This window comes from Yersinia enterocolitica subsp. enterocolitica (genome assembly GCF_901472495.1).
Classification (GTDB): domain Bacteria; phylum Pseudomonadota; class Gammaproteobacteria; order Enterobacterales; family Enterobacteriaceae; genus Yersinia; species Yersinia enterocolitica.
This window is the reverse complement of sequence record NZ_LR590469.1, coordinates 2354532-2369871: the sequence shown is the minus strand read 5'-3', so window position 1 is coordinate 2369871 and position 15340 is coordinate 2354532. Positions and strand designations below refer to the sequence as shown.

Here is a 15340-nt window from a genome sequence, read left to right as displayed (position 1 = left end):
GCTGGTTTAATCATTTATGGATATTCTCCATAGTGCCTTAAGGGAGTCATCATGTTCACGGTTTATCATTCTAATCAATTGGATTTACTCAAAGCGCTAACCACTGCGCTGATAGAACGAGAACCGTTGGATAACCCTTTTCAGCAAGAAGTGGTACTGGTGCAAAGCCCAGGTATGGCCCAATGGCTACAAATGCAATTGGCTCAACAATTTAGTATTGCAGCTAATATTGAATTTCCATTGCCTGCGACCTTTATCTGGGAAATGTTTACCCGCGTGTTACCCGGCATCCCAAAAGAAAGCGCATTTAGCAAAGATGCCATGACATGGAAACTCATGTGGTTATTGCCTGACCTATTGGAGAATCCGGTATTTTCTGCGATGAAACGCTATTTAAGTGATGATAGCGATAAACGTAAAATTCACCAACTTGCGGCACGCGTCGCTGACCTTTTTGACCAATATCTGGTGTACCGCCCAGAATGGCTTGAGAGTTGGGAACGTGGTCAACTCATTGATAATTTGGATGATGCCCAGCAGTGGCAAGCTTTACTGTGGGTTGAATTAACGCGCTATACCCGCCAATTAGAACAACCGGAATGGCACCGCGCCAATCTCTATCAGCGTTTTATTCGCACACTTCTCGAATCCGATGTTTGTCCGACAGGGCTACCCAAACGAGTATTCATCTGTGGCATATCCGCTTTACCCCCAATCTATTTACAGGCCTTACAAGCACTGGGTAAACACATCGATATTCATTTGATGTTTACTAACCCGTGCCGTTATTTCTGGGGAGACATTCAGGATTATGCTTTTCTGGCCAAGCTGCAAAGCCGTAAACGCAGACATTATCGTGAGTCGGTGGAAGTAAAACTGTTCCGTGACCCTGAGCAGGCGGAGCAACTATTTAATGCTGATGGTGAACAAGATCTTAGTAACCCGTTATTAGCCTCATGGGGGCGACTTGGTCGTGACCACATGTATCTGTTATCCCAAGTTGATGAGATCCAAGAGGTTCATGCTTTTGTGGATATCGAACCTGATAACCTATTACATGGTATTCAACACGATATGCTAGAGCTTGAAGATCACGCCATTATTGGTACTACGCCAGAGACATTAGCGCATAGCCACCAAAAACGAGTATTAGATCTCAGGGATCGCTCCCTAAGCATGCACGTCTGCCACAGCCCTCAGCGCGAAGTTGAAGTTTTACAAGATAATCTGCTGCGATTATTAGAGGCTGACCCCGAACTGACTCCGCGTGACATTATTGTCATGGTCGCTGACATTGATAGCTATACCCCCTATATTCAGGCCACATTTGGTAATGCTACAGGGGATCGCTATTTGCCATTTGCGATTTCAGACCGCAAGGCTAGCCAGGCACATCCTGCACTTCAGGCTTTTATCTCTCTACTTGATTTGCCCCAGAGCCGTTTTACTTCTGAGCAGGTATTAGCCCTGCTGGAAGTGCCTGTTTTAGCCAATAAATTTGGTATTACCGAAGATGGATTGCGCCGTTTACGGCAATGGGTTGATGAGTCAGGTATCCGCTGGGGATTAGATGATGACAATGTGCGCGAGTTGTCTCTGCCCGCAACCGGTCAGCATACCTGGCATTTTGGCCTGACTAGAATGCTGCTGGGTTATGCTATGGACAGCAATGCCGGTGACTGGCAAGGGGTTTTGCCCTATGACGAATCCAGCGGTTTAGCGGCTGAGCTTGCCGGGCAATTAGCGGATATGTTGATGCAATTGAGCCAGTGGCGACAGCAATTAAGCGAATCTCGTTCACTCAGTGAATGGCTACCATTATGCCGTCAATTATTAGATACCTTCTTTGAACCCGATAATGATACTGAAGCGGTGCTGGTTCTGATTGAGCAGCAATGGCAGAAGGTTATCAGCTATGGTATTGCTGCCCAATATCCTGATATTGTGCCGCTGAATCTGTTACGGGATGAACTGGCTTCGCGTCTGGACAATGAACGTATTAGCCAGCGCTTCCTCGCAGGGCCAATCAATTTCTGTACACTGATGCCGATGCGTTCAATCCCGTTTAAAGTGGTGTGCTTATTAGGAATGAATGACGGTGTTTACCCACGAACACTACCACCGCTAGGTTTTGATTTGATGGCTAAACAGGTTCGGCGCGGTGACCGTAGCCGCCGTGATGACGACCGCTATCTGTTCCTCGAAGCATTACTCTCTGCCCAGCAGCAGCTCTATATCAGTTATATCGGGCGCTCGATTCAAGACAACAGTAAGCGCTATCCTTCAGTTCTGGTTAGTGAGTTGATTGAATACATTTCCCAAAGTTATCACTTGCCAGGTGATGAAGAACTCAGTGCTGATGATAGTGCCAAGCGGGTCATTCAACATTTACTCTGCTGGCATGCGCGTATGCCGTTTGCAGCAGAGAATTTTACCCAAAATAGTGAGTTACAAAGCTATGCCGCTGAATGGTTACCTGCTGCTGAGTCCAGAGGCGCGGCGCACCCAGAATTTAATCAGCCTCTGCCGCCAGAACCCTTACCTGAAATCACTCTTGATGAATTAATCCGCTTCTATCGCCACCCTGTGAGGGCTTTTTTCCAACTCCGATTGGGGGTGAATTTCGTTATTGAAGAAACGGAACTACCTGATGAAGAACCCTTTACTTTGGATAACCTCAACCGTTATCAGTTTAATACTCAACTATTGAATGCATTGATAGAAGAAAGTGATATCAATACTGTCTTCACCCGTGCCCGTGCGGCGGGCAATCTTCCTTATGGTTCTTTTGGCGAGCTTTACTGGGAAAGTCAGCAAGAAGAAATGCTGCCATTAGCTGAACAAATTTGTGTTGAACGCAAAGAGAGCCACAGTATTGAGCTAAATATTGAGTTTGGCGATACCACCCTGACTGGATGGATGCATCAAATTCAGGAAGATGGCTTAGTTCGCTGGAGGCCAGCGGCACTTACGGCGGTCGATGGGCTTCTATTATGGATTGAACATTTGGTGTATTGCGCCGCAGGCGGTGAGGGTGAAAGCCGGATGTATGGGCGTAAAGGAACTGCATGGCGTTATGCCCCACTGGATTGCAATGAAGCACGGCAATATTTACAGCAGTTAATCAGTGGCTATCAGCAAGGTATGTGCGAACCTTTACTACTGCTGAGTAAAAGCGGCTGGGCATGGTTGAGTCAGTGTTTTGATCGCGAGTCGGGGCAAATTTTGTGGGATGAAGAAATACAAACCAAAGCCCGAATGAAACTTTTACAGGTTTGGCAAGGTGACCAACGGATTGCCGGAGAGGGTGAGGATAACTATATACAAAGGGTATTCAGCCTGATGGATAACCAACATCTCGACACGATATTACATGAAACTGAACGTTATTTATTACCAATAGCTCGCCATAATAAGGCGTGATAGTTATGCATGACCAAACCAGATTTTAGTGCAGATTGAATACCAGAAGCCGGATATAGGTTTTAGCGGCAATTTTGAAGGGGTTAAGGGAGAAACGGAATGCATAAACAGTTTGCCCGCATCATTGGCATATTTTTCTTATTAGGTTTGCTGGCCCCATTAAGTTGGGCTGACACTCCTGCATGGCAACCACTGGCAGAAGTTATTCACAAAAGTGAACATGACCTGCGTAAATATCAGGCAATAAAATTGCCTAATGGTATGACGGTGTTGTTGGTCTCTGATAAGCAAGCACCTAAGTCTTTAGCTGCTTTGGCATTGCCTGTTGGATCATTGGAAGATCCTAATAACCAACTGGGATTAGCCCATTATTTAGAACATATGTTACTGATGGGGTCTAAGCGTTTTCCTGAGCCAGGTAGTTTTTCTGAATTCTTGAAAAAGCATGGTGGTAGCCATAATGCGAGTACGGCTTCGTATCGAACCGCTTATTATCTTGAAATTGAAAATGATGCATTGGCTCCGGCAGTTGATCGTTTAGCCGATGCTATTGCAGAGCCGCTGTTAGACCCGATTAATGCCGATCGTGAGCGCAATGCGGTGAATGCAGAGCTGACGATGGCCCGCTCTCGCGATGGTATGCGCATGGCGCAGGTGAATGCAGAAACTCTTAATCCAGCTCATCCCAGCGCGCGTTTTTCGGGCGGAAATCTGGACACACTTAAAGATAAGCCAGACGGTAAATTGCATGATGAACTTCTGAGCTTCTATCACCGTTATTACTCCGCCAACCTGATGGTCGGTGTGCTGTATAGCAATCAATCTTTGGAACAATTGGCACAATTAGCGGCTGATACCTTTGGTCGTATCCCGAACCGGGATGCAAAAGTCCCGCCGATTACTGTCCCTGCGGTCACCGCAGACCAAACCGGTATTATTATTCATTATGTGCCAGCTCAACCGCGTAAACAGTTGAAAGTCGAATTCCGTATTGAAAACAACAGTGCAGAATTTCGCAGTAAAACAGATACCTATATCAGTTATTTAATAGGTAATCGTAGCAAAGATACCTTGTCTGACTGGTTACAAAAACAAGGGCTGGCTGATGCAATCAATGCGGGTGCTGACCCGATGGTAGACAGAAATGGCGGCGTATTCTCCATTTCAGTATCCCTTACCGATAAAGGCCTGGCTAATCGGGATGTCGTGGTAGCGGCCATTTTTGATTACATCAACATGCTGCACAAAGATGGCATTAAAAAGAGTTATTTTGATGAAATCGCCCATGTATTAAATCTGGATTTCCGCTATCCCTCAATCACGCGGGATATGGATTACATCGAGTGGCTGGTGGATATGATGTTGCGGGTGCCTGTCGAGCATGTGCTTGATGCCCCTTATCTGGCTGACAAGTATGATCCAAAAGCCATTGCTGCGCGACTGGCTGAAATGACACCGGAAAATGCTCGTATCTGGTTTGTCAGCCCAGAAGAACCTCATAACAAAGTCGCTTATTTTGTTGATGCACCTTATCAGGTCAACAAAATCAGCCCACAAGAGATGCAAGAATGGCAGAAGTTGGGGAAAGGTATCACGCTGAGTTTACCGGTACTTAACCCCTATATTCCGGATAACTTCTCTTTAATCAAAGCTGATAAAAATATCACCCGACCACAGAAAGTGGCTGAACAATCAGGGCTGCGGGTGTTCTATATGCCAAGTCAGTATTTTGCTGACGAACCGAAAGCCGATATCTCCGTTGCTTTCCGTAATCCACATGCTCTGGACACCGCCCGTCATCAGGTTCTTTTTGCTTTGACTGACTATCTGGCTGGGCTGTCACTGGATGAGTTGAGTTATCAGGCTTCAATCGGTGGGATCAGCTTCTCAACAGCGCCGAATAATGGCTTGTATGTCAGTGCAAATGGCTTCACTCAGCGGATGCCGCAGTTGCTGACTTCTTTGGTTGAAGGTTATTCCAGTTTCACGCCAACAAAAGAGAGATTGGCACAAGCTAAGTCTTGGTATCGTGAGCAATTGGAAGTCGCTGAGAAGGGTAAAGCTTATGAATTGGCTATTCAGCCAGCGAAGTTACTGTCTCATGTCCCTTATTCAGAACGCAGCGAGCGACGTAAATTGCTGGACAGCATCAGCGTGCAAGATGTGGTGACTTATCGCGATGACCTGCTCAAGCAGTCTGCGGTAGAAGTCTTAGCGGTAGGCAATATGACTGCCGAGCAGGTGATATCTCTGGCCGAGTCATTGAAAAAACAACTCAGTTTGACTGGAACAACCTGGTGGACTGGTGAGGATGTCGTGGTTGATAAAGCCCAGCTCGCCAATATGGAACGGCTGGGTAGCAGCTCTGACGCTGCGCTGGCAGCCGTCTATGTGCCGACGGGTTATACCGAAATTGAGGGTATGGCTTACAGTGCCTTGTTGGGGCAAATTGTGCAGCCGTGGTTCTATGATCAACTGCGCACAGCAGAACAACTCGGCTACGCGGTATTTGCCTTCCCAATGTCAGTAGGGCGTCAATGGGGCTTAGGTTTCTTACTGCAAAGTAATAGCAAGCAGCCTGATTATCTTTATCAGCGCTATCTTGCATTCTACCCACAAGCTGAGAAGCGGCTGCGAGAAATGAAACCGGCTGATTTTGAACAATATAAACAAGCGTTAATCAACCAATTACTGCAACGCCCACAAACGCTGGATGAAGAAGCTAGCCGATATAGCAATGATTTTAATCGCAATAATTTTGCCTTTGATAGCCGTGAGAAAATGATCGCTCAGGTGAAACTGCTGACGAACACGGCATTGGCAGATTTCTTCCAGCAAGCGGTTATCAAACCACAAGGCTTGGCACTGCTTTCTCAGGTTAAAGGTCAGGGGCAAACCGCGGGTGGGTATGCGGTGCTTAAAGGATGGACGACCTATCCAACAACGTCAGCCTTGCAAGCAACCTTACCGCAGAAGGTATTGGCTCCATGACATCAATGACTCCCCAGCGGCTGGAACCGCTAACGCTCCCCTTGTATGGCGAGAGGCTAATTGAAGCTTCCGCCGGTACTGGTAAGACTTTTACCATTGGGGTTCTTTATCTCAGATTGTTGCTTGGCTTAGGCGGGGAAGCTGCGTTTCGTCGCCCCTTAATGGTCGAGGAAATCCTGGTGGTGACCTTTACCGAAGCAGCAACTGAGGAGTTGAGAGGGCGAATTCGTGACAATATTCATGAGTTGCGTATCGCCTGCGTACGGGGAGTCAGCGATGACCCGATGCATAAGGATTTACTCGCGGAAATCACCGATCTGAATAAAGCAGCCGCAGATCTTTTGGCAGCTGAGCGCCAGATGGATGAAGCGGCAATTTATACTATTCACGGCTTTTGTCAGCGTATGTTGGCTAACAACGCCTTTGAATCTGGCATCTTATTTGAACAAACTTTGGTGCAGGATGAACAGCCATTACGCAGGCAAGCTTGCGCCGATTTCTGGCGGCGTCATTGCTATCCGCTCCCGTTGGCTATTGCCAGAGCGGTTAGCCAGGAGTGGAGTGGGCCAGAGGCATTACTTAAAGATCTTTCTGCTTACTTACAAGGTGAAACGCCAAAATTTCGACAAGCGCCTGGTGATGATGAAACGATACTCAGTCGACATCAGCAGATAGTGGTACAAATTGAAGCAGTTAAGGCGCAATGGCGCGCAGCTGCTCCAGAGTTAGAGGCGCTGATTAGTGGGTCTGGTGTTGATAAACGCAGCTACAGTGCCCGATATTTACCTGGCTGGTTGGAAAAAGTCGGTAGCTGGGCTGAGCAGGAAACCGGCGATTATCAGTTGCCAAAAGAGTTAGAGAAATTCCGCCAATCAGTACTATTTGAAAAAACCAAAAAGGGTGAGGCTCCCCAGCACGATGTCTTCCATGCTATAGACCGTATATTCGAACAACCTCTGACACTTAGAGATCTGATTTTAGCCCGAGCTATCAGCGAGATACGAATCTCTGTGCAGCAAGAAAAGCGCCAGAGGGCAGAGCTGGGGTTTGATGATCTGCTCAGTAAACTGGATGCGGCATTGCAACAAGCTGGTGGAGAATTGTTGGCTCAATCCATTCGCACTCGTTATCCCGTAGCAATGATTGATGAGTTTCAAGATACCGACCCGCAACAATACCGAATTTTCCACACACTTTATGGTGGGCAAGAAGAGTGCGGCCTATTACTGATTGGTGACCCTAAACAGGCTATTTATGCTTTTCGTGGTGCCGATATTTTTACTTATATTCGTGCTCGCTCAGAAGTAAGTGCCCACTACACATTAGAGACTAACTGGCGCTCATCCTTTCCGATGGTGCAATCAGTCAACCGGCTGTTTAGTTTGGTAGACGTTCCTTTTTTGTTTCAACAAATTCCCTTTATCAATGTGGCACCTGCGCAAAAAAATAAGCAGTTATCATTTGAAATAAAAGGGAAAAAACAGCCAGCTATGTCTTTCTGGTTACAGCCAGGCGAGGGTGTCGGGGTTAGTGAGTACCAACAATTAATGGCACGGCAATGTGCCGCCCAAATCCGAGACTGGCTTACTGCTGGGCAAAAAGGTTTGGCACAATTAGTGACAGCCACAAGTTCAAGGCCGGTTCAGGCGTCAGATATCACCATATTGGTGCGTAGTCGGGCAGAGGCGGCACTGGTGCGCGATGCCCTGAGTGCATTGGCAATCCCATCTGTGTATCTCTCCAACCGTGACAGCGTATTTGATACTGCGGAGGCGAAAGATCTGCTATGGCTATTGCAAGCTGTTTTGGCTCCCGAGCAGGAGCGGGCGTTACGCAGCGCTATGGCAACCGGCATCTTGGGGCTGGATGCGCGAATGTTGGATGAGTTGAATCACGATGAGCGGGCTTGGGATGCTTTGGTTGATGAGTTCGATGGTTATCGCCAACACTGGCAGCGCCGTGGGGTGCTCCCGGTGCTGCGGGAGATTATGGCTCAGCGCCATTTAGCTGAGAATTTGTTGGCAACTCAGGGCGGTGAACGGCGGCTAACAGATTTGCTGCATCTGGGCGAATTATTGCAAGAAGCAGCATCACAGCTTGATAGTGAGCACGCACTCATCCGTTGGCTGGCGCAACAAATAGCACAACCGAATCATCAGTCTGATAACCAACAACTTCGTTTGGAAAGTGATCGCCATTTGGTGCAAGTCATTACTATCCATAAATCCAAAGGATTGGAATACCCGCTGGTTTGGTTACCTTTTGTGGGCAATTTCCGTCAGCAGCAAGACGTGCTTTACCATGATCGTCACAGCTTTGAAGCATTACTTGATCTGAATGCTGATGAAGAAAGTCAGGCTTTGGCGGAGGAAGAACGTCTGGCTGAGGACTTACGGCTATTATACGTAGCACTCACCCGTGCGGTTTATCATTGCAGCATAGGTATTGCCCCGCTGATTAAAAGGGGGCGAAAAAAACAGGGTGAAAGTGATATGCATCTCAGCGCGTTAGGCTATCTGGTGCAACAAGGTCAGGCGGGAGATGCACAATATCTTGCTGATAAATTGGCAGGGTTGGCGGCGCTGGCAGATGGAGAGATTTCTGTTTCACAAGCCGGGCAACTGGATGAGACACCTTGGCAACCGCAGCAGGATGAGTTGCCAGCCCTTGCTGCTCGCCAGTTTAGTCGCCAAATACACGATTTTTGGCGGGTCACCAGCTATTCCGGCCTACAACAGCATGGTTCGAGTAAAAGCGTAGCCTCACAGGCGCTGAGTGTGCTATTACAGGAGTTATTACCACGGTTGGATACTGACGCTGTTGGCGAGCAAACATTAATAACTGAGCCTCAGTTAACCCCTCATACCTTCCCCCGAGGTGCGGCGCCCGGTACTTTCTTGCATGATTTATTTGAACCTCTGGATTTCAGCCAGCCGATTGAACAAGGTTGGTTGACTGAGCAATTACAGCAACAAGGCTTTGGTGAGCAGTGGTCATCTATGCTGTATCAGTGGCTAACAGACATTGTACAAACCCCTCTAAATGAAACCGGTGTGACATTGGCGCAATTGACACCACAGAGCAAGCAAGCCGAGCTGCAATTTTATTTGCCGATAGACACTTTACTGCAAGCCCGTGAGCTAGATACCTTAATCAAGCGCTATGACCCACTCTCTCGCCAGTGCCCAGTGTTGGATTTTCAGCAAGTCAGAGGAATGCTGAAAGGGTTTATTGACTTGGTTTTCTGCTGGCAGGGCAAATATTACTTACTGGATTACAAATCCAACTGGTTGGGTGAGGACAGCAGTGCCTATACCCACGATGCGATGGCCCAAGCCATGGCTGAGCATCGTTATGACTTGCAATATCAGCTTTATACTCTGGCATTACACCGCTATTTGCGTCATCGGTTGAGTCATTATGACTATCAGCGCGACTTTGGTGGTGTCATTTATCTCTTCCTGCGTGGTGTTGATAAACAGCATCCGGGGAACGGCATTTTTAGCTGCCGCCCTGAACGAGAGCTCATTGAGGGAATGGACTGTTTATTCAGTGGTGGTGAAGTAGGGCCGCATATTAGTGACAACAGTGGTATGGCGATAACCGGTGAGGGCACATCAATATGATGACGTTACTGGAGCAAGCGGTTCGTGACCACTTACTACGGCCACTGGATGTTCAGTTCTCGCGGATGATAGCCGGTGATAATGATCCCATGTTGCAACTGGCAGCCGCTGTTCTCAGTGCTGAAGCTGGTGCTGGGCACGTGTGTCTACCATTGAGTTATTTGCAGCCAGATCAGCTGTTTGGTGGCCGACAGCCCGCGCTATCACAAGCACTGTGGCAGGCTGTCGGTGCACCAGATCAATTACATTGGATACAAAAACTCAATAGCTCCCCGGCAGTCAGCGATGGTTCGCAACCCACCCCCTTAGTGTTGCAAAATGACCGTTTGTATTTACAACGGATGTGGCAATACGAAGGTGATGTCGTGCGCTTTATTGCCAGTGACAATATGGCGTCGCTTATCAACGAAACCAGTGGCGGCAGCGAAACCAGAGATGTCAACGAAACATTATTAAGAGATACGCTTGATCGCCTATTTGGGCCGGCAGAAAATGAGGTCGACTGGCAAAAAGTCGCCGCGGCGGTAGCGGCTACCCGCCGTATTTCCGTGATTTCCGGTGGTCCAGGGACGGGGAAAACAACGACGGTAGCCAAGTTATTGACCGCATTGATACAACTGAGCAAAGGGCAACGTTTACGTATCCAACTTGCCGCTCCAACCGGTAAAGCTGCCGCACGGTTAACTGAATCGCTGGGGAACGCCATTCGCCAGCTCTCACTAACTGACGATGAACGCAAGCTATTCCCAGATCAAGCATCCACATTACACCGTTTATTGGGTGCACAACCTAACAGCCAGCGCTTACGGTACCATCGTGGTAACCCGCTAAACCTTGATGTGCTGGTGGTTGATGAAGCATCAATGGTGGATTTGCCCATGATGGCACGGCTCATTGCAGCATTACCCACTAAAGCTCAGGTGATTTTTCTCGGTGACCGTGACCAATTGGCTTCGGTAGAGGTGGGAGCTGTACTGGGTGATATATGTCGCTTTGCTGAGTTGGGTTACAGCGCGCCTAGAGCTAAACAGTTAGCTCGCTTAACGGGATGCACATTGGTGGGAAACATCCCGATTGGTGAGGTGGAGACAGATACCGTCAATGTCCGTGATAGTTTGTGTTTGCTGCGCAAAAGTTACCGCTTCGATGAAAAGTCCGGTATCGGGCAACTTGCTTTAGCGGTTAATGCCGGGAGATATCGTGATGCGTTAGCCGTTTTTAACGGTACATATTCGGATATCGAGCGCTTTTCTCTGGCAGATTCCGATGATTATCAGGTATTGCTGGAGGATTGTGCTGCTGGTTATCAGCACTATCTTGAACTGGCAGCCGCAGGTGCTGATGCGGTGGATGTACTTGCTGCATTTGGCCGCTATCAACTGTTATGCGCATTACGCGCCGGGCCATTTGGTGTCAGTGGCTTAAACGAGCGAATCGAACAACTATTGCATCGCAAGCGATTAATAGAGCGAACACCAGGGCCATCGGGCCGTTGGTATGTTGGCAGGCCGGTGATGATAGGGCTTAATGACAGTGCACTCGGTTTATTCAACGGCGATATTGGTATTGCTTTGCTTGATCCTGAAGGTGAGCTGCGGGTGCATTTCCAATTACCAGACGGCAATATCAAATCGGTGCAGCCGAGTCGTCTTCCCAGCCATGAAACTGCTTATGCTATGACCGTACATAAATCTCAAGGATCGGAGTTTGAGCATACTGCATTGGTTCTACCCAATACGTTCATGCCAGTGTTAACTCGAGAATTGGTCTATACCGCGATTACCCGCGCACGCCAGCGTTTGACACTGTATTGCAGCGATACAGTATTAAGTCATGCGATACGTACCCCTACGCTTCGCGTGAGCGGATTGGTAGATCGTTTGAATCAATTGAAGTGAAAATATCGAAGGGGCGAATACCCCTTCAGATTACAAATCTGCCAGTAAAATCTTTGAGCGGCGCTGATAGTTATACAACTCCTGCTTCTGAATAGGTAACACGTCAACCTCTGCGGGAGTAAAACCTCGCTCCTGGAACCAGTGGATACTACGGGTAGTTAACACAAAGAGTTTTTTAAGCCCCATTTGCCGCGCCTGATTCGCTACCCGTTTTAACAGCATTTCACCACGGGAGGAACTGCGATAATCCGGATGTACCGCGACACAGGCCATTTCACCGATTTGCTCCTCGGGGAAAGGATAAAGTGCGGCGCAGGCAATAGTCAGATTATCTCGTTCGATAATGGTGAATTTGTCTATTTCCATCTCAAGCTGCTCGCGTGAACGGCGTACTAAAATGCCTTGCTGCTCCAGTGGGCGAATCAACTCTAATATGCCGCCAATATCATTAATGGTCGCGCGACGAACTTGTTCTGCACTCTCCATGACAATCTGGGTACCGATACCATCACGAGAGAACAGTTCTTGTACCAGAGCGCCATCTTCTTGATAACTCAGTAAATGGCTCCGGCGTACACCGCTGCGGCACGCTTTCACGGCACCACGCAGAAAACGTACTGTCCCCGAGTTGTAATCACCCTCCTGCTCCAGATCTTCAATCCGTTTTTGAGCATCATTAGGGAACAGTTCTGAAATAATATTGCCTTCGCTATCCGTCACCCCTTGTGATGAACAGAAGCCGATCATTTTTTCAGCTTTCAGTTTGATAGCTAATTGAGTTGCAACTTCTTCAGAGGTCAAATTAAAGCTCTCGCCGGTCACTGATACTGCCACTGGCCCCAGCAACACAATAGCGCCATTGTCCAACTGGCGATGAATCGCTTCTTCATCGATCCGGCGAATACGGCCGCTATGGCAATAATCAACACCATCATCCACACCCAACGGCTGAGCAATAATAAAATTACCGCTGACCACATTGATATGCGCACCCTGGAGCGGAGTATTATTCAAACTCATCGATAATCTTGCAGTGATATCCAGCTGCAATAAACCCGCCGCCTGTTTGACCATTTCCAATGTCCTGGCATCAGTGACTCGGGTATGCTTGTGATAAACAGGTTCGTAGTGATGCTGTGCCAGATTGCTGTCAATTTGTGGACGAGCGCCATAGACCACAACCAGCCTGATCCCAAGGCTATGCAACAAGCCTATATCGTTAACGATACTAGAAAAGTTTTCATGCTCAATCGCCTCGCCACCCAGCATGACAACAAATGTCTTGCCGCGGTGCGCATTGATATAGGGAACTGAGTGGCGAAATCCCTGGACCAGTTCAGTACTACGTTCCTTCACGGTAGACCCTCTTTGAATTTTTATTCGGTATTTTTGTATTTTTATTCTTTTTTGACCAAGATGGCAAGCACCAAATTGCTATTAAATGCATATGTATGGCGTATGTGTATTAATAAATTGAATAACATAAAAATGTTTTTCTGATGACAGCGCGGGATCGATTCGTTAAAGTTTTTCCTCATGAATTTTTTTGTTCGCTTTTTATTCATATTTTGGTAGTTACTTTGGAGTTACATGGCAGATTCAAATCATAATTCTGGGCGTCGGCGTCTACTACAAGGTGCTGCCGCGACCTGGCTACTGAGTGTTAGCCGGGTTGGATTTGCTGCTTCTTCCCATATTATTGCCGTCAGGATTTGGCCCTCTTCAACTTATACCCGCGTCACCCTGGAATCCAATACACCGCTTAAATATCGTCAATTTGCGCTGACTAATCCGGATCGGATCGTGGTTGATATTGAAGGCGTGCATCTCAATAGCGCATTGAAAGAGATGACTAAGCAAGTTCAGTCCGGTGACCCTTACCTTAAGCAGGCACGGGTTGGGCAATTTGATAAAAATACGGTTCGGCTGGTTTTGGAGTTGAAGCAAAGTATTAGCCCACAGCTCTTTACTCTTAAACCCTTTGCTGAGTTCAAAAATCGCCTGGTAGTGGATCTCTATCCGCAAGAGGGGAAAACTTCGGCTGAAGATGATCCGTTACTGGCATTATTGGAAGATTATAATAAAGGTAATGTGGAACGCACTTTACCTGCTGAGGCACCCAAAGCGGGTAAAGCAGGGCGCGATAGGCCGATTGTTATTATGCTAGACCCAGGGCACGGTGGGGAAGACCCAGGAGCGATTGGGCGAAATAAGACCCGTGAGAAAGACATTGTGCTGCAAATTGCCCGTCGGTTGCAGGCACTGATTAAGAAAGAATCGAATATGCGGGTATTTATGACGCGTAATGAAGATGTCTTTATTCCATTAAAAGTCCGGGTGGCGAAAGCCCGTAAGCTGCGTGCGGATTTATTCATTTCGATTCATGCCGATGCCTTTACCAGTCAGGCAGCCAGAGGTTCCTCTGTCTTTGCGTTATCGACTAAAGGTGCAACCAGTACTGCTGCGCGTTTTTTAGCGCAAACACAGAATGAGGCCGACCAGATTGGCGGGGTTAGCAAAAGTGGTGATCGCTATCTTGACCATACCATGATTGATTTGCTGCAAACCGCGACGATTAATGACAGCCTAAAATTTGGTAAAGAAGTGCTCAACCGCATGGGGAAAATTAATAAGCTGCACAAAAATCGTGTTGATCAAGCGGGCTTTGCTGTATTGAAAGCACCTGACATTCCATCAATTTTGGTTGAGACGGCGTTTATCAGCAATTTGGAAGAAGAGCGAAAGTTACGAACCAGCCATTTTCAGCAGCAAGTGGCCGAATCCATATTTGCCGGTATCAAAGCTTATTTTGCTAATGGTGGGGCGATGGCCCGACTTTAATGAATGGATATTGCTATTAATTGAAATAATTCGAGTTGCAGGAAGGCGGCAACTGAGATAATCCCGATGAGTTGACGCCAGTCAATGATTCGGGTTAACGAAAGCAGCTAACGCACATGCGTGCTTGAAGTATGACGGGTATAACGCCAGAAACAAAAAAAACACCCTTAAGGGTGTCTGATGGCGATATGAAATGATTAAGAATTGGTTGCGGGGGCCGGATTTGAACCGACGACCTTCGGGTTATGAGCCCGACGAGCTACCAGGCTGCTCCACCCCGCGTCCGTCTTAATACAATTTCTATCTTACTACTTTATGACTTAATCATGTAATTGGTTGCGGGGGCCGGATTTGAACCGACGACCTTCGGGTTATGAGCCCGACGAGCTACCAGGCTGCTCCACCCCGCGTCCGTCTTAATACAATTTCTATCTTACTACTTTATGACTTAATCATGTAATTGGTTGCGGGGGCCGGATTTGAACCGACGACCTTCGGGTTATGAGCCCGACGAGCTACCAGGCTGCTCCACCCCGCGTCCGATTGAGCGCACTATACTCT

6 protein-coding genes and 3 tRNA genes are annotated in these 15340 nt (G+C 47.7%); 5 read left to right on the top strand and 4 right to left on the bottom strand.

Going from position 1 to position 15340, the window contains the following annotated elements; translation table 11 throughout:
* Nucleotides 1-51 precede the first annotated feature (51 nt).
* The 4 genes from recC to recD all read left to right on the top strand — a co-directional run bounded on the left by recC (nucleotide 52) and on the right by recD (nucleotide 11938).
* Nucleotides 52-3423, top strand: coding sequence for an exodeoxyribonuclease V subunit gamma (gene recC / locus FGL26_RS11280; RefSeq protein WP_005173298.1), 3372 nt, complete (start codon nucleotides 52-54; stop codon nucleotides 3421-3423).
* A gap of 99 nt (nucleotides 3424-3522) precedes the next feature.
* Nucleotides 3523-6414 carry a pitrilysin gene (gene ptrA / locus FGL26_RS11275; protein ID WP_005173294.1) on the top strand — a complete coding sequence of 964 codons (2892 nt, stop codon included), beginning with the start codon at nucleotides 3523-3525 and terminating at the stop codon, nucleotides 6412-6414.
* Entirely contained in the window at nucleotides 6411-10040 is a 3630-nt protein-coding gene (gene recB, locus FGL26_RS11270; RefSeq protein WP_032912817.1) for an exodeoxyribonuclease V subunit beta, read from the top strand. The genes ptrA and recB overlap by 4 nt, the downstream gene beginning before the upstream one ends.
* Nucleotides 10037-11938: an exodeoxyribonuclease V subunit alpha gene (recD, locus tag FGL26_RS11265; protein ID WP_032912815.1), complete on the top strand. Its 1902-nt coding sequence runs from the start codon at nucleotides 10037-10039 to the stop codon at nucleotides 11936-11938. Before recB ends, recD begins: the two co-directional genes overlap by 4 nt.
* Before the next feature lie 30 nt (nucleotides 11939-11968).
* Here the strand turns inward: recD and argA are convergent, their stop codons facing one another.
* Nucleotides 11969-13294: an amino-acid N-acetyltransferase gene (gene argA, locus FGL26_RS11260; RefSeq protein ID WP_005173274.1), complete on the bottom strand. Its 1326-nt coding sequence runs from the start codon at nucleotides 13292-13294 to the stop codon at nucleotides 11969-11971.
* 234 nt (nucleotides 13295-13528) lie between these two features.
* Here argA and amiC point away from each other — a divergent pair, with 234 nt between their 5' ends.
* On the top strand, nucleotides 13529-14779 hold the full coding sequence (gene amiC, locus FGL26_RS11255) for an N-acetylmuramoyl-L-alanine amidase AmiC (RefSeq protein ID WP_005173271.1): 1251 nt from the start codon (nucleotides 13529-13531) through the stop codon (nucleotides 14777-14779).
* A gap of 205 nt (nucleotides 14780-14984) precedes the next feature.
* Here amiC and FGL26_RS11250 read toward each other — a convergent pair.
* The 3 genes from FGL26_RS11250 to FGL26_RS11240 form a co-directional block, all read right to left on the bottom strand.
* A tRNA-Met gene (locus tag FGL26_RS11250) sits at nucleotides 14985-15061 on the bottom strand.
* A gap of 51 nt (nucleotides 15062-15112) precedes the next feature.
* A tRNA-Met gene (locus FGL26_RS11245) sits at nucleotides 15113-15189 on the bottom strand.
* Nucleotides 15190-15240: 51 nt separating this feature from the next.
* Nucleotides 15241-15317, bottom strand: a tRNA-Met gene (locus FGL26_RS11240).
* Between the last annotated feature and the right edge of the window lie 23 nt (nucleotides 15318-15340).

Excerpts from the sequence above, each read along its gene's own strand:
- recC (WP_005173298.1), top strand. The coding sequence starts at position 52 with ATGTTCACGGTTTATCATTCTAATCAATTGGATTTACTCAAAGCGCTA.
- ptrA (WP_005173294.1), top strand. The coding sequence starts at position 3,523 with ATGCATAAACAGTTTGCCCGCATCATTGGCATATTTTTCTTATTAGGT.
- recB (WP_032912817.1), top strand. The coding sequence starts at position 6,411 with ATGACATCAATGACTCCCCAGCGGCTGGAACCGCTAACGCTCCCCTTG.
- recD (WP_032912815.1), top strand. The coding sequence starts at position 10,037 with ATGATGACGTTACTGGAGCAAGCGGTTCGTGACCACTTACTACGGCCA.
- amiC (WP_005173271.1), top strand. The coding sequence starts at position 13,529 with ATGGCAGATTCAAATCATAATTCTGGGCGTCGGCGTCTACTACAAGGT.